Origin of the sequence: Vibrio sp. 2092, from assembly GCF_033339635.1 — a bacterium.
GTDB classification, from domain to species: domain Bacteria; phylum Pseudomonadota; class Gammaproteobacteria; order Enterobacterales; family Vibrionaceae; genus Vibrio; species Vibrio alginolyticus.
Map to the genome: position 1 here is coordinate 1 of NZ_JAWOUY010000036.1, position 24,302 is coordinate 24,302.

Below are 24,302 nucleotides of genomic sequence, written 5' to 3' on the forward strand. Positions count from 1 at the left end.
GATTAAAGATAATGGTTAATCCTATGAATTTAAAGGAAAAAGGTAGAAATTATGAGTAGAGGTTCGGTGAACAAAGTAATCCTGGTCGGTAATCTCGGTTCTGACCCGGAAATTCGCTACATGCCAAGCGGCACTGCCGTTGCCAACTTCAACGTTGCAACAACGGATACGTGGCGCGATAAGCAGTCTGGCGAGCAAAGAGAGCATACTGAGTGGCACCGTATTGTGCTTAAAGGTCGTTTGGCGGAAGTCGCTGGTGAGTACCTGAAAAAGGGCTCCCAAGTCTATCTCGAAGGGAGCAACCGCACCCGGAAGTGGACTGACAGCCAACAAATCGAGCGCTACACCACCGAAGTACACTGCGTTGAAATGCAGATGCTTGGTGGTCGTGGAAATGCACCTCAGGACAACTCTCAACGTGCAGCGCCCCAAAAAGGGCAACGTACAGGAGCCGGTACGCAATCTGCTCCTGTGCAGCAATCAGCACCGCAAGGTGGTATGGGCGGAGGCTATGGTCCCGCTCCTGATGGCTGGGATGATGACATCCCGTTCATGCGGCTGCACCACTTGGCTGGCGGGTAACACCGCCAACTCTTACTAAACCCCACGGGGGCACTCATGCCCCGAGGGGGTCATGGTGTCCTCAAACCGTTCATTCGTGAATTGGAGAAACACCATGTCTGATAACAAATCTCTTGTAACCCGTATCGCAAGCCGGTTTGGCGTGGACACCCGAAAGTTCTATGAAACTTTGAAGGCGACCGCATTCAAGCAGCGAGATGGAAGTGCCCCGACCGATGAGCAGATGATGACGCTCCTGATCGTGGCTGAACAGTACGGTTTGAACCCTTTCACTCGGGAAATCTATGCGTTTCCTGACAAGCAAAATGGGATCATTCCGGTAGTAGGTGTTGATGGTTGGAGCCGCATCATCAACGAGCATCCCCAGTATGATGGCGTCGAGTTCGTGTATTCGGACAAGATGGTCAGAATGCAGGGGGCGAAAGTTGACTGCCCTGAGTGGATTGAATGCGTGATTTACCGTAAGGACAGATCTCGCCCTATCCGCATCAAGGAGTTCATTGATGAGGTGTACCGTGAACCGTTTCAGGGTCAAGGTCGCAATGGTGCTTACACTGTTGATGGCCCCTGGCAAACGCACACCAAGCGTCAACTCCGGCACAAGTCGCTGATCCAGTGTTCTCGTGTCGCATTTGGTTTCTCTGGTATTTATGACCAGGATGAAGCTGAACGCATCCGTGAAATGGAGCAGGCATCGGCCATTAACCCGGCTATTGCCAATCTCCCTTCACCATCTCAAGTTCAAAGCCAAGAGCCTTTGGCTATTGAGCACAAAGAGCTTGACCCGATCCTAACCAAACTCGCAAATCGCGCCATTGCTGAAAACGCATGGTCTGCGGCGCATGAGTATGTGAAGGGACGGTATGAAGGTTCGGAACTGCAATATGCGACTCAATTCCTTCGTGACAAGGAGATGGATCAAATGGAGCCTCCGAAACCTGACTACCAGGAAGCGCACGAGCAAGAGTCCGCCGCTGGTGGTTCTGCAAATGCTGAACCTGGTGCCGAAGAAATGCCGCCTTTGAGTGACGAGGACATGATCCCTGTTACAGAAGAGGAGGGCGCGGAAGGCAGTTACTACTAACCCCAACGGGGGGGACTCCCCCGCTGGGGGAGATCTCCCTCCTAACCATTGGAGAGAGGTCCATGAAAATAGTCAACCTATCGCAACGCGAGGAAGATTGGCTTGATTGGCGGCGTCAAGGTGTAACAGCCACTGACGCCGCTATCCTGCTCAATCGGTCTCCGTACAAAACACGATGGAGACTGTGGGCCGAGAAGACTGGGTATGCGCGTGAAGTCGATCTGAGTCTTAATCCGCTGGTTCGCCGGGGGATAGAAAACGAAGATGCTGCAAGACGCGCTTTCGAGGAGAAGTATGATGACATGCTGCTCCCCGCCTGTGTCGAATCGGTTCAATACCCGCTCATGAGGGCCTCCCTGGATGGCCTGAGAGATAACGGGGAGCCCGTCGAGCTGAAAAGCCCGAGTGCGACTGTCTGGGAAGATGTTTGTGCTGAGAAAGCAAACAGCAAGGCATACCAGCTTTATTACCCGCAGGTGCAACACCAGCTCCTGGTAACGGGGGCCAAGCAAGGCTGGTTAGTCTTCTACTTTGAAGGTCAGATTCAGGAGTTTCCAATACTCCGAGACGAAGCCATGATTCAAGAAATCTTGGCCGAGGCTAAAAAGTTCTGGCAACAGGTAGTAGACAAGAAGGAGCCCGACAAAGATCCAGAGAGAGACCTGTACATACCGCAAGGTGAAGAGGTCAACCGTTGGATTGCTGCTGCTGAGGAATACCGCCTCTATGATGCAGAGATTCAGGAGCTGAAACAGCGACTGTCTGAGCTTCAAGAAAGGCAAAAGCCTCATCTCGACACCATGAAGTCCCTCATGGGGGAATACTTCCATGCCGACTACTGCGGTGTGATGGTAACGAGATACAAAGCGGCTGGCCGGGTAGACTACAAAAAGCTGTTGGCTGATAAGGCGTCAGGCGTGAAGCCTGAGGATGTTGACCAGTACAGAGAGAAGTCATCAGAGCGGTGCCGTGTAACGGTTACTGGCTCTGTGAAGCCACGGTACATTGTTGATGAGGACGTGCTTGCTCCTCTTGATGATTTGCCGGAAGAAGTAGAGACGTTCTACTGGTGAGTGGGGGATTTTCCCCCGCTTTCCCTTGGGGATTCTGGGAGTCTCCAACGGAAAGCAAGATTTTGTTCTCTTCGGAGAGCGAAAAGTGCGATAGCTGGTCGCCAAAAACAAACAGCAAATTAACGTTAATTTACTAGCCCAACCGGGCGCATCCGCCCGGTTCGGGACGTGGTGCGCCCCCAACTTTTTGGAGTGCATCATGACTAAAGTGAACCATCTACAAAGCCTCTGTGTTATCCACGTAGACTTTGACATCTGGAGTGGACAAACCCGTTTGTCTGCATCTGATCTCAAGCTGGGCGAGGGTGGTGAAATTCCACCTGAGAAAGTAGCTCAACTGGGAAGTAAGAAGATCTGTGATCCGGCTAAGCTGAAAGGCTTTCATCGCCTGAAAACAGAAACTCGTCGCCTCCTGCTGAAATTCGGTATGCCGTTCATGAACGGATTTGCCGTACCCGTCAGCAAGACCGATGAAATCTGTAACAAGCTGAATGACATCAACTTTCAGTTTAACCAACTGAAACAGGATTTCATCAAAGGTTACAACAAAGCCGTGGATGAATGGTGTCAGGAGAACCCTGAGTATGAACGAGCTATCCGTGCCGGAGCCCTTCCAAAGGAAACGGTCGAGGAGCGGATTGGCTTTGAGTACCAGGTGTTCATGATCCAGCCTGTGAACGAAGATGAGGCCAACGCCAAACGCCTTAACCGCAAGGTTGAGCGCCTGGGTGACGATCTCATCTCCGAAGTGGTTCAGGAAGCGAATAAGTTCTATATGGAACGTTTGGCCGGTCGAGACCAATGTGCGGTCACTACTCGGCAGACACTCCGTAACATCCGCGACAAGGTGGATGGGCTTAGCTTCCTGAACAGCGCTTTTAACCCTCTGGTCAAGCTGCTCGACCAAACCCTCCGGGGATACGAGCAACATGCCGATGGCCGAAACATCGTTGCGCCTTTCTTTTATCAGGTCGTGGCCGCAGTGCTGATCATGAGCGAGAGGGACCGCATCGAGCAGTATGCCAATGGCTCGATTACTGTAGAGGGCATGGCTAATGACATTGGCGGTTCGGGAGCCCAGATGGGGGACCGTTCTAAAGATGAAAAGGCCGAACAGAAAAGCGATAAAGCCGGTGAGCTTATCCCTGCAACAGAGGGTGGCGAAACCAAGCAGCAACAGGTAGGTGGTACTGAATCTGTTCAATCAGAACAGACTAACAGCGGTGGTAACTCTGTTGACCTGGATGAAGACATCGACAACTTCTTCAAGAGTTTTGCAGAACGAGGCGAGGGTGAATCGGAAGATGAATCCAATGCCGGTGATGTGGTTCGAGAAGAGCGTGTTGATGTTGAGGATGAGCTGGTTTTGCCTGAGGAAACTCCGGTAGAGCAAGAGCCTGTCCAAGAGGAGACGACAGAGGAGCCTCTCAACCAGGAGCTGCCTAAAACTGACGACGATGGCGACTATTTCTTCTAATAGTCACTTCAACTAAACCGACCCGGAGGGGATAGCCATTCCCTCCAGGGGTGGACTATCTCCTTCCCTACCAGGAGAAAAGATATGTCCAAAAAACGCACCATTTACAGCGCTCTACCAATCGTGGCCGCAGCCTATGGTGAAAAACTCGGTGTCAAAGTCGCCATCGGTAACGATGACGCATACACCGATGGTAAGACCATCGTGGTTCCGAATATCCCCGACGACTATCCTCACATGGATGCTGTCTGGGGGTATTTGGCCCATGAAGCAGCCCATGTCCGGTTTACGGACTTTGGTGTTGAGCGCCGCAGAGGTCTTCATGCTGAGTTGTCCAACGTTTTGGAGGACTGCCGCATAGAACGGGCCATGATGGAACTCTTCCCCGGTACGTCGCAGACCCTGAATGAGGTTGCTCGCTATATGGCTCAAGCTGGTCATTACGAGCACGTCACAGACAAAGAGGCCCCTGCCTCCATTCTGACAGGGTTTTGTTTGTACTGGTTGCAAACCAAGGCTGTAGGGCAATCCGTCCTTCAACCCTATCTCGATTCGGCTACCCCCGTATTCGAGCGCGTGTTCCCTCAGGGTGTTGTTGTTCGGCTGAACGCTTTACTGCGTAAGGCTGTGAACACTAAGTCAACCGCAGAGGTGACATCCTTGGCCGACCAAATCATCAAGATGATCGAGGAGGAAAAGGAGAAAGAAGAGCAAAAGCCCCAGAATGGTCAGGATGGTAACAACCAGCAGAATGCTGGTGGCAACCAACCTCAGAACAGTCAGGGCGGAAGTGGTAACGATCAAAACCAAGGGCCTGATGCCAATGGTGGTGATCAGCAAGGTAAAGACCAGAAGCAAGACGATGCTAACGGGAAATCTGATCCGAAAGGACAGGGCGACCAAGGCAAGTCGGATACTGATGGTGGCAGCAAGGCAGGACAAAGCCAGGCTGGTGGCAATTCTGACGCGGCGAAACAAGACGCGGCCAAAATGCTCCAGCAGGTTCTGAATGCCGGTGCCGGTGATTTGCGTGGTGACGCGCATGATGCACTTAAAGCCGAGCTCAACCGGGTGGCTCAAGATAAGGGGGACAGTAGCTATATGACTGTTCGCTCTGCTGTGAACACCCAGGACAACCCTGCTGTTGGCAAAAGCCTGGTAGGGGATGTGAAGAGCACCACTTCAAAGATAAGAACGCAGCTCTACGGATTGGTCCAGGCCAGCCAGCGAGTTGCTCACCGTAACCAACGATCAGGGAAGCGTGTGGATGCTCGGAAACTACATCGTGTAGTGACGGGTGATACCCGCGTATTCCTCAAGCCAGAAGCCAAGAAACGCCCTAATACGGCGGTTCACATCCTGGTTGATATGAGCTCCTCGATGGCCTACAAGGCCGCCAATGGAAAGGAGCGTCAAGACATTGCGCGGGAAGCGTCCTTGGCTATTTCGATGGCTCTGGAAGCAATACCCGGCGTAAACCCGGCAGTCACCTTTTTTGGTGGCAACCGGAACCAGCCAGTGTTCAGTGTCGTGAAGCATGGAGATACGGTTCAGAATCGGGCCGGTCGGTTTGGGTTCAAAGCAACTGGCGGTACGCCTATGGCGGAAGCTATGTGGTATGCAGCTTTTGAACTCACCAAGACCCGTGAAGAGCGAAAAATGTTGATCGTAGTGACTGACGGGCAGCCTCAAAGAGCCCCGGCATGTCGCTCAGTGATTGACCTCTGTGAACGAAGCGATGTTGAGGTGATCGGCATAGGGGTAGAGACTACCGCAGTGTCAGGACTGTTCCAAAAGAACATTGTCATTGATGATGCGGCAGCTCTGCAACGCACACTGTTTAAGTTGATGGAGCGGTCATTGACTGCTTTTGCAGCTTAACAGGAAGTGAAACGACAAACGGCTATCCCTTCGGGGGTGGCCGTTTTTATTTGGAGAGTCTATGAACCAATTCCATTCATCTTTGGATTTGTATCATCGGAACAAAGGTAGAAGGGCTACAGTGCCGGAGACGCCTTTTTTACTGCTTGCTAAGCGCATTCCTCCGATGTACTGGAGACTGTTCCAGGGTGTTACTTTGGATAGTCGTATGGGATACACAGGCAGGCGGCAGTTCCACCGTCTTGGGCAAGCAATCGACTGGGCAAAGTCATCAGTTGGCGATTCCTGGTCAAATAAGCGCTTTCACAAGCCGGTAGGCCTCGATGTATTGCTGGCCTGTACTGCGAGTAAGGTGCCTGAACATCTGGTCGAAGAACTGAAAAGACGGGGCAGTTGATGCGTCTTTGAGCTTTGCACCCGAAAAGGGCAGTTTGAGCGTTCCTGTTCACACAGCTCTCGTGGAACAATCAAAGTGAGGAGGGAATACCCTCCCACTTTCTCAGAGGCCTTCATTGAGGGTTGCTGAGAAAGTGAATTTTGTCCTCTCTGAGGGCGAAACGTGCGATAGCTGGTCGCCAAAAACAAACAGCATTCAACCTCAGCCTAAGGGCGCACTGCGCCTGACAGGCTCTGTGTGCCCAAGTTACTTTAAGGAGCACACATGTCTCATCTGAACAATCTCAAATCCGTAATGATCTCTCTCGCCGCCGAACATAAGCTGCCTGAAATCTACCAGGATGACATCACTACCGATGTGGAGTCTCTGGATCGATTCGATGGTTTACGTCTGGTCTGGCTGTTGCGGTCTTGCGGCAGCGTATTGGTGCCAGCGGAAGTTGGCGTTAATCCGATCTATATCACCCATTGGTTGTGGTCTAACCACGGTCAACAGGTGGTTCCATTCTCTGTGGATACCCGCACGGGGTTGATTGAAAAAATCGACTTCGAGCAAGCTGAAAAGCTGATCATGCAGATGCCTTGCAACCTCTCTTCATTGCAGAACAAGGAATACTTGGTTGACCAGGTAAACCGAGTATTGCAACGAGGTTGTGAAATGCGTATCTGGGGTATCTTCGAGTCTCCAAGCTCGGTGGAATCCGTTGGTGGTTGGAAAGAGTGGCAGAGCTATTTCAGCTCTACTGGGAATCGACTGATGGCCGATTTCGTTGGTAAAGCCATTCGATTCACCAACCCTCGATAAATCGCCGTTCAACCATTAACCCTAATTAACCCTATGGGGCTCCGATAGCCCTGAGGGGACGGGGCTCCGCAATCGCAATAAGGAGTCCCTATGAAAAACCTATCAGCTTTGGAAGCAGTTCTTGACTACGACAAACCTTCTCGACGTTTTCTTGATGAGCTCAACGAAAACCAGATGAAGGATTTGTCCGGGGAAATCTTCGCCAAGCTCTACTGGAGCAAGCGTAATCCCCAGTGGTACGAGAAAGACACCAATCGGCTGTTTGCACGACTTCGTTGGGTTCAGCGCATCATCAAGAAGCGCTTGAAAACCGGCAAGGTTAAACCTGAACTGACAGAAAATGGTTCAGTGATGGAGCGCTTCAACTTCCCTTATGGTGACACTCTCGATTTCTTCCATCGGTACTTGCGACATCCCAAATGGGAGGTTGTGTATCAAGAATCGGGGTGCAGTGCCTTTTGGAAAAATGAAGCAACGCTTGAGCTATGCACCTACTGCGAAGGTGATGTGGTCATGATGAAGGCTCCTGATGAAGCAACCTTCTTTCGTGATTGCAATCGCCTTAGCTGGTGGTATGCAGATAACGCTTGATCTTAATCCCTAACCAGGGGCGAACCGGCCCCTGATGGGAGCATGGTGCGCCCCATCTATGATGGAGGACGCCATGTTCAAATCATCAGTATGCTCCTACGAAAACAGGGGGCCTTACGGAAACAACAAGTACCGAGGCAACTGCTCGGGCTTTATCGTTAAAGACTTCATTGAGTCTTACATGAGAAAGCCGAACGGGCTGGTGGCAGACCCAAGTGTTGGGGGTGGCTCTAGCATCGACGTTGCCAATGAACTTGGTGTCCGTTTCAAAGGGACAGACTTGCATCAGGGGTTCAACCTGTTGCGGGATGACTTCCTTTCGTTCCTCGGAGAGCCTGCACACCTGATCTGGTGGCACCCTCCTTACTGGGACATGATCCAGTATTCAGGTAAGCAGTGGGGCGAGCCCAACAAATGGGATATGAGCCGCATGAATTTGCCTGAGTTCGTTGAAGCCCTTGAGCTGGCCGTTATGAATATTCATGACGCCTGTGAGCGAGGAGGGCATTACGGAATCCTCATGGGAAACCTGAGGCGCGATGGGGATTATTTCAACCTGTCCAGCCTTGTGGAACGTATCGCACCTGGGAAGCTGGTGGATGAGATCATCAAAACACAGCACAACTGTGTGAGTGACCGAACTCAGTATTCCGGGAAGCTGGTGCGTATCGCCCATGAAAAGCTGTTGGTGTTTCGTCGTAACGACGTTGCCTCATCGCTCTGTCTTCTTGCTGCCGTACACCGTCGAGCAACCAATATGGTTTCGACTACGTGGAAAGCTGCAATACGCCGAACCCTACAGGGGAAAACGTTGAAGCTGGAGCAGATTTACAAAGAGATTGAACCCTACGCAAAGCATCGAGAGAACAACCACTGGCAAGCAAAGGTCAGGCAAGTTCTTCAAGATGCCAGGTTCTTTATTCGCATCGAGGTAGGTGTCTATGCACTTGCTGAGTAGCCCAACCGGGGCGTGACATCCCGGAGGGGATTGGTCGCGCTCATCAACAACAAAGGAGCGTGACCATGAACGTACAACTTCAAGCCAGCAACAATGTGCTGTTGGCGCAAATCGAAAGCAAAGGCCTCACTGTTGAAACGCATTGTCGCAGTGGCTTTTGTGGCATGTGCCGGGTTCGTCTACTCGAAGGTCAAGTGGCTTATGACGAGACGCCCATCGCATTTGTCAAAGAAGGGGAAGTGTTGGTTTGCTGCGCTAAAGCAAAAACCGATGTGACCTTGGAAATTTAACCCATCCGGAGGAGCCTTTCCTGCGGGTGGGGCTCCTCTATCCATTACGAGGAGAAACACTATGTCTATCAATACCAAAGTTGAACAAATCGCATACGGTCATGCTACCGCTCTAGTGCTCAGTGAACTGGGCCAACAAGAGAATTGGTGCAAGGCTTATGAGTATTTGTCTGAGTGTGTAGAACGGGGAGACGAACCTGAGGATCTGGTCGTTTGGCAACCGTTTGAGCACTGGGAATGGAAAGACATTCTGGAGCAGATCGAGAGCGAAGCCGAGTCTCTGCTTTCGACTATTAAGTCGGTTTTAGGCTTGGCCCACAAAGGCATCATTCAGTCAGCAATTGACTGCTCTCTGGATTCGGACATGACCCAGCTTGACCTGATTGGAATGGTCGAGCTCGGAAGTGAAATCGAAGATGGGGAGTGTGCTGGAGGTGGCTATGCAGCTTAACCGATACACGGCCAGGGAGTCTGACAAAAGTCGGATACTTCGGACCATAGGCTGGTGCAAGCGCAACCACCTTACACTTGCCGGTCTTCCATACGAGGACAATCTTGCAGGAAGTGATGGGATCAGCATAGAGATCATCACTCCTCCTGGTATGTCGCGGGAAATGTTGGAGCAAGCCGTCAGAGAGGGGTATTCAGAGCGAGATGTCGTAAGGCATCGCATTCTGGAGTGCCCTGTCGGTTGGTTCATGGAAGCTGATGGCAAGGCATTTGATCATGAAGTGTTCCACGATTACGTGGTGGCTCATGGTTATGGCGAACCTTCCAGCGAAGCCTATGAGCTGGCGGAGCGGTGGTTCTGGCAGGGCAACGATTATGCGTTGATAGCTGCGGAAATAGTTGCTCGTGATCTTTGTGTTCGTGATGACGAAGATGAGGACTGATCCTATGGATGCTGTAGCGCATATAGCAGCAGATAACCTTGTACCGGCATGTGGAGGTGCAGAGAAGCCGTTTACCGTTAGTGGTAGACAGTGGCTTTACTGCTATCACCCAGCCAGTGGGAGGCACTGCTACTTAGACCTCGATAATGACCGTCCAGTCTGGCATCGAGGATTTCATCCTGCTTTTCATCCTGAGCTTGAGTTCGCTGATGAAGCTGAGTTGCTTCGACCAGTTGAGCGAAAGCCTGACCATGAAGAGCTGGAGGATTTTTACTTTTAACCCACGGGGCCGCTCTTCCTGATGGGAGACGGTCCTCCATTCTCAAAGGAGAAGACCATGAAAGATCACAGTCAAACGATTGTGTTCCCTGGGAACAATGTTGAATCACTTGCTGAGGCTAACGCCATGTTGAGCGCTGTGTCGGAAGATGCACGTAAAGCCAGCAATACGGAAGACAAACGTGACCTTGAATCGCTTCAAGGCTGGCTGGAAGAGAACATCAATTCTCAACTGGCAGGCGTGAAGTAACTATGACTGTAACCCCACTGGGGGCTTCATGCCCCTGTGGGGGCATGGTGCCCGTAAAAGGAGTCACCATGAATGCAGTGAAGATGATCCAGAAGGAAAACCAGCTTGAGCTGCCGCTTTTCTTCCTGGATGAAGAGCCGAAGACCGCAGAAGTCATTCCATTTGAGCCAAAGCCTGAATGGACTGATGATGAGGTAAGGCAGTTACGTGATGGGCTTTTATGGCATAGCCTTAGAGTCCTTGCTGATGGTCGAGCTGGAAGTGAAATCAAGCAGGAAACGATGGCTTGGGTGATGTCCGATGAGGTACATCCATTCTCATTTGTGGTCTGCTGCGATGAAGCAGGTTACGATCCATCTGGAGTAAGGGAAGGCGTGAAGTCTATCCTAAACCGCTTAGCGCGGGTTAAAGCGGGGGGTTAACCCCCTGCTTTCCCAGTGGCATCGACTTTCACATGTGAAAGTTTGTGCCCCTCGGAAAGCAAGATTTTGCTCTCTGTCGAGAGTGAATAGTGAGGTAGCTGGCCTCCCCAAACAAACAGCATTCTACATAACCCTTGGGGGATCACTGCCCCTCGGGCTGGTGGTTCCCTGACAAACATGGAGCCACAACTATGACTACTCTTGCCAGCTTTGCGAATCCGATTTCTGTTATTCAACGCTCACCAACCAGTGGGGTGTTTGGCACAAATCAGTTCGTAGGAGACAAAGAGGGATTTGTACAAAAGGTGCTCGGAAAGTGGTACTGCAATCCAGGGAATACCATTCCCGTTGAGAGCATGTCCCACCTTGAGCAGGCGGAGAAACTGTATGACTTCTATGTCAAGTATCTCCAAGTGAAAGAAAAGATCTCTGTGAACCTTGGCCGGGTGCTGCATAAGCTGTACAGCACTGGTTCTATCAAGGAAGCAGAGATCGTGCTTGAAGCAATAAAGGCTCAGGCTGGCGTAACAGCTTGAGCAATCTACTAACCCTAAACCGGGTGCATCCGCCCGGTTCGGGACGTGGTGCGCCCCCAAACTATTTGGAGTGCATCATGGAAAAACATAACCTCAAATCCGGATTCAGCATCTATTTCGCTGACGTCCATTTCGAGAAACAAGTCTACGCATTCGGCTCAGGACTTGGCTTCACCTCTGTGATTTACGCCTACTCGCTGGGCCGAGATCCGGAAGAAGCTGAGAAGCTGGCGCTTGAAAAGTACGACTCTGACGAAACGAAGGTGAAGAAGGTGCATGTCAATCTGGCTCGCAGCCAGGACATCAACCGCTACACCTTCCCTGAACAAATGGCTGGCTTTGCTAATGCCATTCAGTCTCACGGCATCGCTGTGAACTGAGAACCACTTTAAACCCATCGGGGCCATTACTTCCCGATTGGGACGGTAGTGGCCTCTCAACCGAAAGGAGAGAGCTCATGGCTACTATCGTAAACACCAAGTTAGGAGAACATCGAGGCAAGAAGCGCGTCTGGCTGGAAGGCCAAAAGCTACTGCGTGAAGGTTACTATCCTGGCATGAAGTATGATCTGGAGCTGAAAGATTCCCAGGTTGTGCTTCGCGTCAAAGAGGAGGGTAAGTTCACCATCAGTAAGCGTGAGCGCAATGGCCGGGTGTCTCCAATCATCGATCTGACCGTGCAGGAGCTTGCTACCGTTTTTGACGGTGTAGAGATGCTCCGCGTGTTCATCCGTAACGGCGCAATTGTGATCTCTGCTCACCATCAACAAGAGCGAGTGATCGAGCGCGTCAACCGGCTTATCAGTAAGCTGGAGAATGGAGAATCGCTTTCGGTATGCAGCCTCTTTCATGGGGGTGGTGTGCTTGATAAAGCGATTCACGCCGGTTTTCACAAGGCGGGAATTGCCAGTGCCATATCTGTGGCCGTGGAGATGGAAGGGAAATATCTCGATTCGTCTTTGGCAAATAACCCGGAGCTTTGGAACGAAGATTCTATTGTTATCGAATCGCCAATCCAGGCTGTGAATCTCAGCAAACGCCCACCACAGGTGGATGTTTTGATGGGGGGCATACCGTGTACCGGCGCGTCAAAGTCAGGTCGCAGTAAGAACAAGTTGGAGTTTGCCGAATCGCATGAGGCGGCAGGTGCCATGTTCTTCAACTTCCTGCAATTCGTAGAAGCGCTAAACCCAGCCGTTGTGCTGATTGAGAACGTGCCTGAGTACCAGAACACCGCTTCGATGGAAGTGATTCGTTCGGTGCTCTCTTCGTTGGGTTACTCCCTACAAGAGCGCATTCTCGACGGCAATGAGTTTGGGGTTATTGAGCGCCGCAAGCGTCTTTGTGTTGTTGCGCTTTCCCACGGGATCGACGGGTTTGAACTTGAGAAGGTTCAGCCTGTTCGCACCAAGGAAAGTCGCATACAGGACATCCTGGAGCCAGTTCCGCTCGATTCTGAACGTTGGAAGTCATTTGACTATCTGGCTGAGAAGGAGTTGAGAGACAAAGCTGCTGGCAAGGGGTTCTCTCGCCAGCTTCTGACTGGCGACGATGAGTTTTGCGGCACCATAGGTAAGGACTATGCAAAATGCAGAAGTACCGAACCTTTCATTGTTCATCCAGAACAGCCGGAGTTGTCTCGCATCTTTACACCGACAGAACATTGTCGAGTGAAAGGGATACCAGAGGAACTCATCCAAGGTCTGTCGGACACTATTGCCCACCAGATTCTCGGGCAATCGGTAGTCTTTCCCGCGTTCGAGGCTTTAGCCCTCGCATTAGGGAACAGCCTGTGGAGCTGGGTTGGAATGATGCCAATCATGGTCGAAGTCGTGGATGAATCACAGCCGGTGATCGGTGGTGAAGACTTCCATTGGGCAACGGCATTGGTTGACGCAAAGGGCACTCTCAAGCTGTCACCGGCAGCGAAAAAACAGGGGATGCCCTTCAACATTATGGATGGTCAATTGGCTGTCTATTCACCTAACGGAACTAAAAAGAGCTGCGGCCATGAGCCTTGCGAATATCTCCCGGTAATGATGTCCGGAGACGCAATCATGGTCACTTCATCTTTGGTTCATTAGTAACTCACCGGGGCAATGCCGAAAGGCCTTTGCTCCGGCCTATCCGAAAGGAGAGTAATCATGAAAATCGAAACTGTTGTGCCTTTACCTCCCGAGGATTCAGGCCTTCAACACTGCATTGCCAGGTTCCATAACCGCAACATGGATTCCAAGCGAAAAGACAAGACCCGTTTTTTCAGGAGGGAGCCGGTTATGATCGTAAACCCAGAGACCAAAGCAAAGGTTCTCCGGTATGCGATGGGCAACCCTGGGAATTTATCCATCACAAAGCTGGCGGTCGCGCTGGATTACGATGCGGTAGATGCTCTGGGTGTTCGTTTTAAAGACACTGTAAATCTTGAGGTTCGCAGAGCCAGGCGCTGGGAAGTCTGGCAGTGGTTCTGGAACCATCCGGATCAAAGTGTCCAACTGTCAATCAAATTGGGCGTGGTTGGCGCTGTGTTGGGAGTCATGGGCTTCCTGACTGGCGTAGCTCCGTACCTCTTGGGATAAACCAATAAAGCCGTTAACGGGCAATGTAAGTCCGGAGACGGCTTGCATTGCTCTCTCGAAAGTGGAGAGTCAAATGAACACATTAGAACAACTTGTAAATCAGAGAGTGCTTGAGGAAGGTCTGAAAAAGGCGAAGCCATTGGCCGCGCAAATGGGGCTTGAATCTGTACCTGATGAGATGCTTGAAATGATCTGCCCAAACTTGAACTACTCTGGGCAGTTTACGCCAGCTCTGTACGCGAGATTTCAAAGCGTAAAGCGATTACTGAAAGAGTTGTCGGAACAAACCTCACCTAAGCACGGGCATATTGTGAAGTTTACCAACCAATATGGGAGCTACGATGAGTCAGCTTTGCTGTTCAAAGAAGGCGACGTCAGAAACCAGAACTTGGTTGCTTGTGTGGGCGGGAAGACGATAAATCTCGGAGAGCTAGAGCTTCGAGATTATGGGCTCAATATGCACATCGGTTGCGGTGGACCATTTGAGCCGATCTCAGAAGCGCAGATTCAGTCCTTGTCTGAGTTTGACTTCTATGAGACGACCTACAGATTCTGGGGCCAGAATCCATGTGGAAACGGGATGATAGACATCACCGTCCCTATGAAACGTTGGTTCTTGACTGTGTAGCTTCAACCTGAGTGCGCCGAGAAATCGGCGTACCGGCCCCTTAAAAAGGGTAATCAGCGCAGGGGGAAACCCCGCGCTTTCCCAAGCATCTCGGTTTCCCAGGGTGCTTCGGAAAGTGCCTTAGGCGCTCAAGTGCGGTAGCTGGCTGCCAAAAACAAACAGCAAATTATCAACCCTGACGGGAGCACCTCCTGTTAGGGGGGCTCCGTCATAAACTGAACGGAGATATAGCATGTCTAAAAACGTCAACGATGTTTTTTCAAACCGAACTTCTTTGGAATGTACTGTGAATGCAGCGCTGGATCGTCGTATCGGTCTGCGTGTCGGGTTCCCTCATTACAGAGAAGGAGCAAACGGTGTGGTTTGTGAGATCGAAGCAGAGTACCCATTGCTCAACACTCATTCGAGTGTTGCATGGCCCCTGCTCGATGAACTCAACAGTTACACCATCCAAAAAAACCAATCGCTCATTGATCACATTGATAATGCGGTCGCTGAACTGTTGAAACACAAGGCTCGTCTACAGCTTGATATTCAAAAGCTGCAAGACGGTGACATTGATCTGGTGAAACAGGCCAAGCAGCAATACGAAGACAACCAGATGTCGAGTAGCAGCTAGTTCAGGTCTGATAGCCAGGATTCAATTTTAACCCTACCGGGGTGCTTTCCCGGAAGGGATGGGCACCCTGCTAATCCAGGAGGCCCTATGCAACAAACATTAAACTTTGATCTATCAGAACAACCCATCCCAGTGCTTTTGCGTGGGGATAAGTGGGATTCTGTTTGGTCAGAACTGACTGATAACGAGGATTTGAACTTCGTTGATGCCAGTAGAGGAACCAGTCTGTCATCGTTGATCACGTCATCGGTTGAGTCCATTCACACGGCCTTAATTGATGGGTGGACCATGATGATCGGCTATTCCAGTGGTAAAGATTCTGAAACGGTCTTGCACCTGTTCCTGATGGCCCTGATCCGGGCTGTAAGGAGTGGGGCGACCATCAGCCAGCACCACTTCATCTTGCACACTGACACACTGATCGAAAGCCCAGAGGTAAGGTGGCTGGCGGATCAGAAACTGGCCGAGCTGGAGCGTTTCATTGCGAAGGAAAACCTTCCTCTGACCATCGTTCTAGCAAAGCCTGGGATCTCGCAGAGTTGGACGGGCCGAATCCTTACTGGGAGGGGGTTGCCTACGTTTTCCAACTCCACGGCCCGCCAGTGTAGCCAGGATTTAAAAATCACCTCTGCCAAAAGAGCGAAGGCAGCTTATATGCGAGAGCTTCCCAAAGAGGTTCGACAGAAAGTCTGCCTTTTGCTGGGCAGTCGTGATGCTGAAAGCACTATTCGTGCGGCCAACATTGCAAAACAGCGAGGAAGCTCAGATCGCGTCATTAAGACGAAAGATGGGGGTGAGCTGTATGTGGTGAAAAACTGGTTGGCGAGTGATGTCTGGGAGTTCTTACTATCCGCTGGCATGGGCTCAGCATATCCTCTGCCAAGTTACTTGGAGAGCAATGTCACTACGGCAGAGCTTTACAAGGCGGCAACAGGGGAGTGCGTGTGGTCGGCAACAGAGAAGAAGGCCAGTGACGCCTGTGGCGCTCGCTTCGGTTGCTGGGCTTGCCAGGCTGTTGGGTTGGATAAGTCAATGGAGACGTTGCTTGCCACGGACCCTGAAAGGCATGGCTATATGTCGGGGCTGAACCGCATCCAGCGCTACTTGGCAAAACGCCGGTACGCATGGGAAGACCGCCATCCCGTAGGTCGAACGATTTACGAGGGCGGATACATCAAAATACAGCCGGACGTTTACAGTCCTGTTTTCCTAGAACGATTGCTTCATGTCTGTTGCAGCATGGACTACATGGAGCAAAAGAGAGCTGATGAGCTGGCATACAAGCTGGCTACTGGTCAAGCAGAGGATAACGACTGGAACCGTCGAATGGCAGAGCCACAATTCCGGATCATATCGGAAGAGGCTTTAGTCCATATCGACTTCATGTGGGCCTTCCATCATTTCAATGATAAGCCTTTCCATGCCCTGGAGATTTACCACAGGGTTTGGTCGATGGGTGATCTGGACTTGCTGGAAGACGAGCCGCAGTGTGAAACCGTTCCTCAGTCACCAATTCCGAAGCCATTGTGGTTGAAGGTTGGTCGCTGGGGCGATGGTTCGCTTTCTGATGGCTTGGCCGATCCGTTAGCGGAAATGGCTTACTTTGACGGCGGGGATGACCCGTTGGCAGCGCAAGTGATCAATACCGCAGACGGAAAGAGAAGGGTGGTTTGCTTCGCAGAAGATGATGAAGTGAAAGTCGATCCCGACTCCGCTGCGTTCATCATCTGGAACGAATACCCGCGACTAAGGGAGTCTGTACTAAAGGGACATTATACGCCCGGTAGTGCAGCGCAGTTCTACCTTCGGTTCGGAGCAATCCAGCTTGCGAAAGGAAAAGGCGCTTTGTATCACCGTATGATGCAAAGAGGTCAAACCTACCACCAGATGGGCCTTACAGGGCTACAGACGATGGAAGGAATCCAACAGCGCAAGGATGTCAAAGTGCTTAGCGATGCTAAGTACAAAGATCTGGTGAAGCGAAAAATCAAGGGAAGACTGGCAACGGTACGCTGGTGGGTCAACTTGCACTTAACGTTCAAGTACCATCTGCACCACCGTACTCCGACGGGGTTGTTCATCGAGAAGCAACTTGACCAGGAAGCAATGGAAGAACAGAAACGGCATCAGGAGCGATGGTTTAACTACGTGACTGACGCGATGCTTTGTTACTCCAGCGCATTCTGTATGAGCGTCATGGAAGGGCGAGAGGGGAGCGGAAACGCCAACATTCGTCGTTACATGGCCGCGACCAGAAGGAAGGCTTATACGGCCCTCTGCGAGCTCTTGGACAATACTGACGCCCAGTGGATGAATGATGTGGTCCAGAGTGCCGTAGGGCAGTATGAGGCGATACAGGCAGCCCTAACCGAAGGTTCCGCGCTTGCTATCTATCTCGACTGGATCAACCTACTGTCAAAACGCCATCCAGCCTCTTTGGAGCGACATGTCAGAACGATGATCAAGGCGGTTCAACGCTTACATCGCCGCGACGACACAGAGTTGCAAAGAGGACAGCAAGGCTTGTCCTTGGCCGCATAAAAAGCCCTCCTTCGGGAGGGCTTTTTCTTTTGCACCCCAAAAGGGCAATTACAGCGTTTTACCCTTTTAGGTGGCTGTCATACTCTTTGTTCATTGTCAGCGCTTGCTGGCTATAACGGTAGCTGGCCCAAAACAGCAATAACCTAACCCCTCGGGAGGAAACCCCTCCTGGGTTCTCTCCCACAAACAAAGGAGAGAAGCATGAGCCTAGACAAGTTAAGTCGGCTGGTGGACCAACAACGAAAGATCCAGGATGAAATCGACAATGAAATCATTCTGGCCGTCAAAGAGGTGTTGGCTACAAACTCAGTCGGTTTAGCCCGTGAGCTTGTTGGGGGTGTCCCGCAAGATCATCCATTCCATCCGTTTTTACTCGCTATAGCTAAGCAGCTTGACCCGAGATAACTAAGTAACCCAACCGGGTACACCAAGGCCCGGTCGGCTTTGGTGTACCTCCAACCAATTTTGGAGGCACTATGTCTAATTCAAATTTCGGCTTTCTAGCTCTGGCCTTGCGCCAACGCCTGATCAAACGCTGGTCACTGATGCACTCTGTTCAACCGGAGTCTGTGTTGGAACACAGCGCTGTTGTTACCCTGCTTTCCTACCTGGCTGGCAATATTGCCATTCAGCAAGGGAAGTCGGTGGATCTGGCAGTCATGCTTGCTCATGCTTCGTTGCATGATGCAGCCGAGGTTCTCTGTTCGGATGTTGTAACACCGGTCAAGAAAGCAAACGCTGTTTTGCAGCGTGAGTTTGAACGACTGGAAAAGGCCGCAGAGGACAAACTCATCCAGACTCTTCCCGAAGAACTCCAGGATGCAGTCGCCATAGCCTTCGCTCCCGGTGGCTATGAACAATCACTGGTTAAGGCCTGTGATACCTACTCCGCTTACATCAAGTGCAAACTTGAGGTGGCCGCAGGTAATGGCCTTGAGTTCCAGGATGCTCTCAGCAAAATGGAACGTGTTGTTGCTCAGGTGAAATCGGACTTCCCGGAAATCGACGCTCTGGACAAATGGTTTGGTAACGGACTCGGCCATTCAGTAGATAAACTGCTGGCAGGGGGTAACGATGACTAATCCAATCCCTGGCGACATCAAGATTAAGGACTTTGGCCGCGACCGGAAATTCCGTTCGGTTGATGAGCTTCAAAGCACTTTGTCAGAACAGTACAAAGGTCAGCATGTCAGCATCGTTTACCCTGCAAAGCCCAGCGGTTTACTCCGCACGGTTTTTGTCAGTGTCGATGATGCTGGTGGCGTGAATCGAACCTATGGGGACCAGTCTCCTGTCGATTTTTCTGCCATCAAAGATGACCTGTATGTACCAAGTGACCTGTAGGAGAGCACTAGCTATGGTGGTGATCATCGTAAACACAGGACACTATGAGTTTATCGGCCTTGGTGAGACCCACGGACAAGCCACAGAAGGGCTTTTGAAACGCTGGGACGAACACTGCGAACGTAATCCGGATGCTGAGTCTGGTTACATGCAGGAGCTGATAGAAGAAGGAAGCGCACAAGTTGTCGAGATGGAGCCCGGCTCCGCCGTAATTTACGGACTTGACGGCTAAGCCTTCTCAACTAACCCACTCGGGCGCATCATCCCGAGAGGGTGTGGTGCGTCCTAACCAAAAGGAATGCACTATGTCTAACTTTGAACAAGCTCTGGAGCGTACTGACGGTAAAACACTGATTCTCAGCAATGGGAGTAAGTGGGCAGGCCAAGACCCGGACAGTATTCAGACTTTACTGGATGTCCTGGGTGACAACGTTCTTGACCCGATGTTTGAGCAGTATCACTGTTATCGCCCATACCCGTTTGAACCAATGGTGAGGACGGGGCGAAATGGCGAAATGTTCCAGCCTTGGCTTGGGGCAGCCTGCTTCTTTGGGAACTTCCTGACTGTCTCTCATGTTTTCAACATCATCACGAAAGATGACGGTGTTGTTGAGGCCTTAACAGAGGCGATCCGGAAGAATATGGCGACTGAACAGTACCAGCAGAATGCCTATGAGCGTTATGCCGGTTGGTTCTACGCTGAAACCAGCGAAGGGTTAAGGCTAGTCTCTCCAAGTGAGGCTGCCGACATCCGAGCTGGCGCAGTTTCAAAGCTGCGTTACCCAAGAAACTTCGAGGTTATGAAAACTGCGGTTCTCAAAGGTCCTCGATTTGATACTGAATTAAGCCGCAAGGCTTCTTAACCCAAACATTAACCCCACGGGGGACATCGGTCCCTGAGGGGATGGTGTCTCCCTCTGAAATTAAGGAGATACCAATGATTAAACAGCATTTTCAAAACGAACTGGTTAAGTGTGGATACCCGGATGATCTGACGATTGAGTACAGTCTCGGATACTGCCAGGGGGATGGCGTAGCCTTCTACGGGGATTTGAGCGTTGATGACGTCAAAGCTCTCATGAATCGCCTATTCAGCACTGAGCCCGGCCAAGTGGATGCTGTCAGCCGCGTGAAGAACCTGATGGCACAGAAAGACATTGAGAATATGCTTTCTGTCCTCCGCGAATATGGTTCCTGTGACCTGTCCATTACTCGGAATAGTCACGGGCATCACTACAGCCATTGGAACTGCATGAACATCGACGACAACGTGGACTTCACAGGGATCTTCCCTGATGATGATTCCATGATTGGCACCGGCATTGAAGGGATTAACCAGGATATGGTCGAGCGCTGGCAAGACCTCTGGGAACGCTTTGTGCTGGAGCTGGCGGATGATGTAAAAAGTCTTTCCAAGAAGCTCGAAGCGGACGGGTACTCGCTGATCGAGGCCTCTCCATGCGAAGATGAAGTGGTTTGGGAACGGGCCACTGAAAACTACCTGGTGCGTGTTACTGAACTCCCTGAGCGGGATTTCGATATGGGCCACTGGGATGACGAAGTAAGAGACCAAACAATTTGTTCTATCCTGGAAGGGAAAGAGCGAGTGCTTGGCCTACGTGTTGAGGTACTCTCTCGTGAAAACGAGATTGTCCTGGGTGAAGAGAGTCTGCACGGCTTGACCGTTGCCAGTGATGACAAGAGCTACGCTGGCTACAGACGAGAACTTCTCCGGGGAGCTATCCAGCAAACCAGGGACTTTTTCTCTCGCCACCTCAAAGCGGCATAACAAGGCAGGGGGAAACCCCTGCTTTACTTCCCAAGTCTTCTTACTCATGGTGAATACCATCAGTAAGCAGATTTTGTTCTCTTCGGAGAGCGAAAAGTGCGATAGCTGGTCGCCAAAAACAAACAGCAAATTAACGTTAATTTATTAATCCCTGCGGGAGTCTATCTCCTGCTGGAGATACCTCCCGTTATTTCTGGAGGTATCCATGAACAAATTCCAAGACTTTAAGTTGGTTTATCGTCAAGGTGGTCGTCGCTTAGAGCGTGTCTTTACGGACACTCTTTACGCGAATGTGAAGCGTGTCGCTGACTCGTTTCCTCCGACCGTTCTTTGGCGCATTCAGCCAGCGTAAAACTCGGAACCTTAAAGCTCGGCTTTGGCCGTGACCTTTCAATAACCCATGCGGGTACACTTCCCCGCACGGGGTAGGTGTACCCATTAACTTTGGAGTACACCTTATGAACCAAGTAGCTAAATTGGACCTCGCCCAAATCCGTCAACAAGCCATCAATGATGGTCTGCTGGTGGACCAATCTTCCATCGGTAAACAAGCTGGTTTCCTGACCAATGTGGCAGTGACCCCGGCAATTGTCGATGGAGTATTTGGTGCAGATGGTAAGCACTCGGTAGAAGACTTCCTTTTCATGTTTTTGCAGCTTTGTGTTGCTCAAACAAAGGTCGCTTTTACCGACAACAAGAATTGGGGAAAGATTCGTCTTTATTACCCCATGCCCACTGTAGATGGCTTTTTCAAACCCACTGAGGTTGTGATTAAGTCAGATCCTGTAACCGCAGATGTCACAATCATGATGGCCTCGGAAGAGGGCGCTCATTTGTGCTTGTGATATTCACAAAATTCGCCTCCGTTTCGGGGGCGACCTTTTTAAACCCCTCGCCGGGGAGAACTCCCCGGCTGGGGAGCCTCCTTGGCACATTCTCCCGGTGTCGGGGTTTCCTTAAAACCCTGGCGACGGGGGTTTAAGGAAGCCTCGATGCTGGGGTTCACGCTAAGGAGAAAACCTATGTCTTACTACAAAGCTGACACCGTTCGTGAAGCTGCAAACGGAAACTGGCTATTCATCCTGGCGGCCCTAGCGCCCCATCTTGAACCAGCTCTCCGTAAACCTGGTCGTCATGTTTCTTGTCCTATCCACGGCGGGAAAGATGGCTTCCGACTGTTCAAGGATGCCCACCTGACTGGTGGCGGCGTATGCAATACATGCGGTGCCAATCATGATGGTTTTGAGCTGCTGATGTGGCTCAATAACTGGGACTTTAAACAGTGCCTGAGCGAGGTTGGTGATTATCTGGGCGTTGAGAAAGAGCAACCCCAGTATCAACAAGCCGCTGCACCGACACGAGCTCCTGTCCAGGCCAAAGCGCCTGTTCAGCAAGAGCCTATGAAGGTGAATAACAAGGTTCTCGATTCCAAGAATCGTAAAAAATCCATTGCCGGTACTCTGATTGCCCACGGTAAAGCTCCTTATGAGCATAACGAAGACAACGAGCTCAGCTACTTTGCCTTCATCCGTGACAAGAGCGGTTTGGAACGCACCATCTGGGGCGTGGATCTTGAAAGAGCCATTGGTGAAAGTGAAGCCAAGTATGGGGATGAGATCGTCATGACAAACCTCGGGCGCGAGCCTGTAACTGTCGTCGTTGAAGTTAAGGACGAGCAGGGGAATGTTGTGAGAGAACAACCTATGCAAACGCATCGCAACACCTGGCTGGTGGAACGTCGCGGCGCTACGGTAACGCAGTTCCGCGCTCGCTCGAACGGTGGTGTTGAGCCGGTGAGTCACCATGTTGAGTCGGCCCCTGTGGTCAACCGCAAGGTAGAAACTCCGGCACCGCAAGTACAACCTGCGGCCACACAACCGGAAGAGCAAAGCAGCGAAAATAAGCCGAAAGTTGTTCCGATGTTTCGTGAACAACCTAAGCCTTGGTTGCTTGAGCTCCAAGAAGAAATGGAGAAGAGAATGGAGCGCGAACGCGCTTACAGTGCTCGTCTCCGTGAGAAAATCGAGAAGGTATGGAACGAGTGTTTGCCGTTCTCCAGTCATGTGACTGAGCCAATGCGTCTGTACTTCAAAAACCGCGAGCTGCTGTTCAAAGTTGATGAAGTAGAAAAAACAGACTGTCTGCGGTTCAATCCGGCTATGGCCTACTACGACGAAGATGGCAATGAAGTTGGGAAATTCCCGGCTATCGTCTGCGCTATCCGAGATGTGGAAGGCAACCTGGTAACGCTCCACCGCACCTATCTCACCCAAAACGGTAAAAAAGCCAAGGTCGGCAACGCCAAAAAGATGATGCCCATTCCTGACGGTTTGGATGTCAATGGCGCGGCCATCCGCCTCGGTGAACCGACTGAGGGTATCCTGGGTGTTGCAGAAGGGCTGGAAACAGCTCTGTCAGCTTATCGAGTCACTCAAATCCCGGTTTGGTCAACGGTCAATGCCACCCTAATGGAGTCCTTCGAGGTTCCAGAAGGTGTTCACACCGTACTGATCTGGGCTGACAAAGATAAGTCTGTGACTGGGGAGAAGTCAGCGAACGTGCTGAAAGCCAAGCTGGAGAAGCGCGGCATTCGTGTGTACGTCCTGCTGCCTAAGCTCCCGATCCCGCCCAGAGCGAAAGGGATTGACTGGAACGATGTCCTGATGAGTCAGGGAAGCCTCGGTTTCCCGAATGCTCGCTACCTGCGCGATTTCATTGCGAGAAGGAGAGCTGAGTATGGCCGTCATTGATGTCTCGAAGGTTGATACAACGCCTGGTAACGACGCGGTGTGCCCCTTCTCTCCCCCTGAGGGGTGGGAGGGGGACTCTGCGGCCTACGTTGAGCTTATGCGGTCTCGGTATCGTCATCTGATGCACGGCCAGAGAATGATGGTGACAGCCTCCTTCGCAAGAAGGGAGCCTATCCAAGTTACTGGCCCGTTTGCTGATGAAGCGACGAAGATCATTAACTCAATGAAGATGAACAAGGCGAAGCCAACAGCTTTGTCTGCCTAAAACTTTAACCCTGAGGGGGTGTTCATGCCCTCTCAGGCATGATTCGCCTCCTCTTCAACTATGGAGGTAATCATGAAAAAGTTTTTGCGTATTAAGACGTGGTTTGTGCGTCTTTTCTCTCCTGACAAGAAGACTCTGGGAGCTATCGGTGAAGACCTGCGTAAGGTCGCCGTAACAGCCATCGGTGTCGGTATTGTAGGGGTCGTCTCAGAAAACGGAATCTATGGTCACTCCCGTTTTTGCAACACCGATTTTGACGACAAGTTGGCTTGCT

The 24,302-nt window shown here is 51.3% G+C and carries 33 protein-coding genes; all 33 read left to right on the plus strand.

Features of this window, described 5'->3' with window-relative positions:
• The first annotated feature begins 51 nt into the window (after window positions 1-51).
• Window positions 52-582, plus strand: coding sequence for a single-stranded DNA-binding protein (gene ssb / locus R7P80_RS29035; RefSeq protein ID WP_411979031.1), 531 nt, complete (start codon window positions 52-54; stop codon window positions 580-582).
• Window positions 583-676: 94 nt separating this feature from the next.
• A complete protein-coding gene (gene bet / locus R7P80_RS29040) occupies window positions 677-1,666 on the plus strand; it encodes a phage recombination protein Bet (RefSeq protein WP_001282585.1) in 990 nt (329 codons plus the stop codon).
• Between the two features lie 62 nt (window positions 1,667-1,728).
• Window positions 1,729-2,739: a YqaJ viral recombinase family protein gene (locus tag R7P80_RS29045; RefSeq protein WP_000706865.1), complete on the plus strand. Its 1,011-nt coding sequence runs from the start codon at window positions 1,729-1,731 to the stop codon at window positions 2,737-2,739.
• Window positions 2,740-2,938: 199 nt separating this feature from the next.
• Window positions 2,939-4,216, plus strand: coding sequence for a DUF3150 domain-containing protein (locus tag R7P80_RS29050; protein WP_000170087.1), 1,278 nt, complete (start codon window positions 2,939-2,941; stop codon window positions 4,214-4,216).
• An 84-nt stretch (window positions 4,217-4,300) separates the two neighbouring features.
• Window positions 4,301-6,097, plus strand: coding sequence for a VWA domain-containing protein (locus R7P80_RS29055; RefSeq protein ID WP_015063568.1), 1,797 nt, complete (start codon window positions 4,301-4,303; stop codon window positions 6,095-6,097).
• 61 nt (window positions 6,098-6,158) lie between these two features.
• Window positions 6,159-6,494 carry a hypothetical protein gene (locus R7P80_RS29060; protein WP_001447572.1) on the plus strand — a complete coding sequence of 112 codons (336 nt, stop codon included), beginning with the start codon at window positions 6,159-6,161 and terminating at the stop codon, window positions 6,492-6,494.
• A gap of 264 nt (window positions 6,495-6,758) precedes the next feature.
• A complete protein-coding gene (locus R7P80_RS29065; protein WP_000018872.1) occupies window positions 6,759-7,298 on the plus strand; it encodes a hypothetical protein in 540 nt (179 codons plus the stop codon).
• Between the two features lie 90 nt (window positions 7,299-7,388).
• Window positions 7,389-7,889 (plus strand): hypothetical protein, encoded by a 501-nt coding sequence (locus R7P80_RS29070; RefSeq protein WP_000793769.1) that lies wholly within the window; start codon window positions 7,389-7,391, stop codon window positions 7,887-7,889.
• 73 nt (window positions 7,890-7,962) lie between these two features.
• A complete protein-coding gene (locus R7P80_RS29075) occupies window positions 7,963-8,847 on the plus strand; it encodes a hypothetical protein (protein WP_000477209.1) in 885 nt (294 codons plus the stop codon).
• A 65-nt stretch (window positions 8,848-8,912) separates the two neighbouring features.
• The gene (yfaE, locus tag R7P80_RS29080) at window positions 8,913-9,137 is read left to right on the plus strand and encodes a class I ribonucleotide reductase maintenance protein YfaE (RefSeq protein ID WP_001102700.1); all 225 of its coding nucleotides are present in this window, start codon (window positions 8,913-8,915) and stop codon (window positions 9,135-9,137) included.
• A gap of 61 nt (window positions 9,138-9,198) precedes the next feature.
• Entirely contained in the window at window positions 9,199-9,588 is a 390-nt protein-coding gene (locus R7P80_RS29085; protein ID WP_000026577.1) for a hypothetical protein, read from the plus strand.
• Window positions 9,578-10,030: a hypothetical protein gene (locus R7P80_RS29090; protein ID WP_001176699.1), complete on the plus strand. Its 453-nt coding sequence runs from the start codon at window positions 9,578-9,580 to the stop codon at window positions 10,028-10,030. The genes R7P80_RS29085 and R7P80_RS29090 overlap by 11 nt, the downstream gene beginning before the upstream one ends.
• 4 nt (window positions 10,031-10,034) lie before the next feature.
• Window positions 10,035-10,310, plus strand: a complete 276-nt coding sequence (locus tag R7P80_RS29095) for a hypothetical protein (RefSeq protein ID WP_000340223.1) — start codon at window positions 10,035-10,037, stop codon at window positions 10,308-10,310.
• Between the two features lie 57 nt (window positions 10,311-10,367).
• The gene (locus R7P80_RS29100) at window positions 10,368-10,559 is read left to right on the plus strand and encodes a hypothetical protein (RefSeq protein ID WP_000651508.1); all 192 of its coding nucleotides are present in this window, start codon (window positions 10,368-10,370) and stop codon (window positions 10,557-10,559) included.
• A gap of 68 nt (window positions 10,560-10,627) precedes the next feature.
• Complete coding sequence (locus R7P80_RS29105) at window positions 10,628-10,981, plus strand: hypothetical protein (RefSeq protein ID WP_000994741.1); 354 nt, start codon at window positions 10,628-10,630, stop codon at window positions 10,979-10,981.
• A 191-nt stretch (window positions 10,982-11,172) separates the two neighbouring features.
• Window positions 11,173-11,517, plus strand: coding sequence for a hypothetical protein (locus R7P80_RS29110; protein ID WP_000209093.1), 345 nt, complete (start codon window positions 11,173-11,175; stop codon window positions 11,515-11,517).
• A 77-nt stretch (window positions 11,518-11,594) separates the two neighbouring features.
• Window positions 11,595-11,897 carry a hypothetical protein gene (locus R7P80_RS29115; protein WP_000410925.1) on the plus strand — a complete coding sequence of 101 codons (303 nt, stop codon included), beginning with the start codon at window positions 11,595-11,597 and terminating at the stop codon, window positions 11,895-11,897.
• 77 nt (window positions 11,898-11,974) lie between these two features.
• Window positions 11,975-13,600: a DNA cytosine methyltransferase gene (locus tag R7P80_RS29120; protein WP_000201432.1), complete on the plus strand. Its 1,626-nt coding sequence runs from the start codon at window positions 11,975-11,977 to the stop codon at window positions 13,598-13,600.
• Window positions 13,601-13,660: 60 nt separating this feature from the next.
• Window positions 13,661-14,092 (plus strand): hypothetical protein, encoded by a 432-nt coding sequence (locus R7P80_RS29125; RefSeq protein ID WP_000687894.1) that lies wholly within the window; start codon window positions 13,661-13,663, stop codon window positions 14,090-14,092.
• 73 nt (window positions 14,093-14,165) lie between these two features.
• On the plus strand, window positions 14,166-14,720 hold the full coding sequence (locus R7P80_RS29130; RefSeq protein ID WP_001093867.1) for a hypothetical protein: 555 nt from the start codon (window positions 14,166-14,168) through the stop codon (window positions 14,718-14,720).
• A gap of 232 nt (window positions 14,721-14,952) precedes the next feature.
• Complete coding sequence (locus R7P80_RS29135) at window positions 14,953-15,339, plus strand: hypothetical protein (protein WP_000042274.1); 387 nt, start codon at window positions 14,953-14,955, stop codon at window positions 15,337-15,339.
• 87 nt (window positions 15,340-15,426) lie between these two features.
• On the plus strand, window positions 15,427-17,880 hold the full coding sequence (locus R7P80_RS29140; protein WP_001187969.1) for a phosphoadenosine phosphosulfate reductase: 2,454 nt from the start codon (window positions 15,427-15,429) through the stop codon (window positions 17,878-17,880).
• A 201-nt stretch (window positions 17,881-18,081) separates the two neighbouring features.
• The gene (locus R7P80_RS29145; RefSeq protein WP_000050847.1) at window positions 18,082-18,285 is read left to right on the plus strand and encodes a hypothetical protein; all 204 of its coding nucleotides are present in this window, start codon (window positions 18,082-18,084) and stop codon (window positions 18,283-18,285) included.
• 71 nt (window positions 18,286-18,356) lie between these two features.
• Entirely contained in the window at window positions 18,357-18,962 is a 606-nt protein-coding gene (yfbR, locus tag R7P80_RS29150) for a 5'-deoxynucleotidase (protein WP_000071870.1), read from the plus strand.
• Window positions 18,955-19,224 carry a hypothetical protein gene (locus R7P80_RS29155; RefSeq protein WP_000184110.1) on the plus strand — a complete coding sequence of 90 codons (270 nt, stop codon included), beginning with the start codon at window positions 18,955-18,957 and terminating at the stop codon, window positions 19,222-19,224. The genes yfbR and R7P80_RS29155 overlap by 8 nt, the downstream gene beginning before the upstream one ends.
• Window positions 19,214-19,456, plus strand: coding sequence for a hypothetical protein (locus R7P80_RS29160; RefSeq protein WP_405532174.1), 243 nt, complete (start codon window positions 19,214-19,216; stop codon window positions 19,454-19,456). The genes R7P80_RS29155 and R7P80_RS29160 overlap by 11 nt, the downstream gene beginning before the upstream one ends.
• Window positions 19,457-19,529: 73 nt before the next feature.
• Window positions 19,530-20,087, plus strand: coding sequence for a hypothetical protein (locus R7P80_RS29165; RefSeq protein WP_000064432.1), 558 nt, complete (start codon window positions 19,530-19,532; stop codon window positions 20,085-20,087).
• Window positions 20,088-20,161: 74 nt separating this feature from the next.
• Complete coding sequence (locus tag R7P80_RS29170) at window positions 20,162-21,013, plus strand: hypothetical protein (RefSeq protein ID WP_000595210.1); 852 nt, start codon at window positions 20,162-20,164, stop codon at window positions 21,011-21,013.
• 205 nt (window positions 21,014-21,218) lie between these two features.
• On the plus strand, window positions 21,219-21,365 hold the full coding sequence (locus R7P80_RS29175; protein ID WP_001032043.1) for a hypothetical protein: 147 nt from the start codon (window positions 21,219-21,221) through the stop codon (window positions 21,363-21,365).
• A 106-nt stretch (window positions 21,366-21,471) separates the two neighbouring features.
• Complete coding sequence (locus R7P80_RS29180) at window positions 21,472-21,858, plus strand: hypothetical protein (protein ID WP_001077336.1); 387 nt, start codon at window positions 21,472-21,474, stop codon at window positions 21,856-21,858.
• Between the two features lie 177 nt (window positions 21,859-22,035).
• Window positions 22,036-23,763 carry a toprim domain-containing protein gene (locus R7P80_RS29185; RefSeq protein ID WP_000122922.1) on the plus strand — a complete coding sequence of 576 codons (1,728 nt, stop codon included), beginning with the start codon at window positions 22,036-22,038 and terminating at the stop codon, window positions 23,761-23,763.
• Window positions 23,705-24,028, plus strand: a complete 324-nt coding sequence (locus tag R7P80_RS29190; protein WP_015058952.1) for a hypothetical protein — start codon at window positions 23,705-23,707, stop codon at window positions 24,026-24,028. Before R7P80_RS29185 ends, R7P80_RS29190 begins: the two co-directional genes overlap by 59 nt.
• Before the next feature lie 72 nt (window positions 24,029-24,100).
• Window positions 24,101-24,302 (plus strand): hypothetical protein (locus tag R7P80_RS29195; protein ID WP_042632561.1); only part of this gene is annotated, 202 nt, incomplete at its 3' end.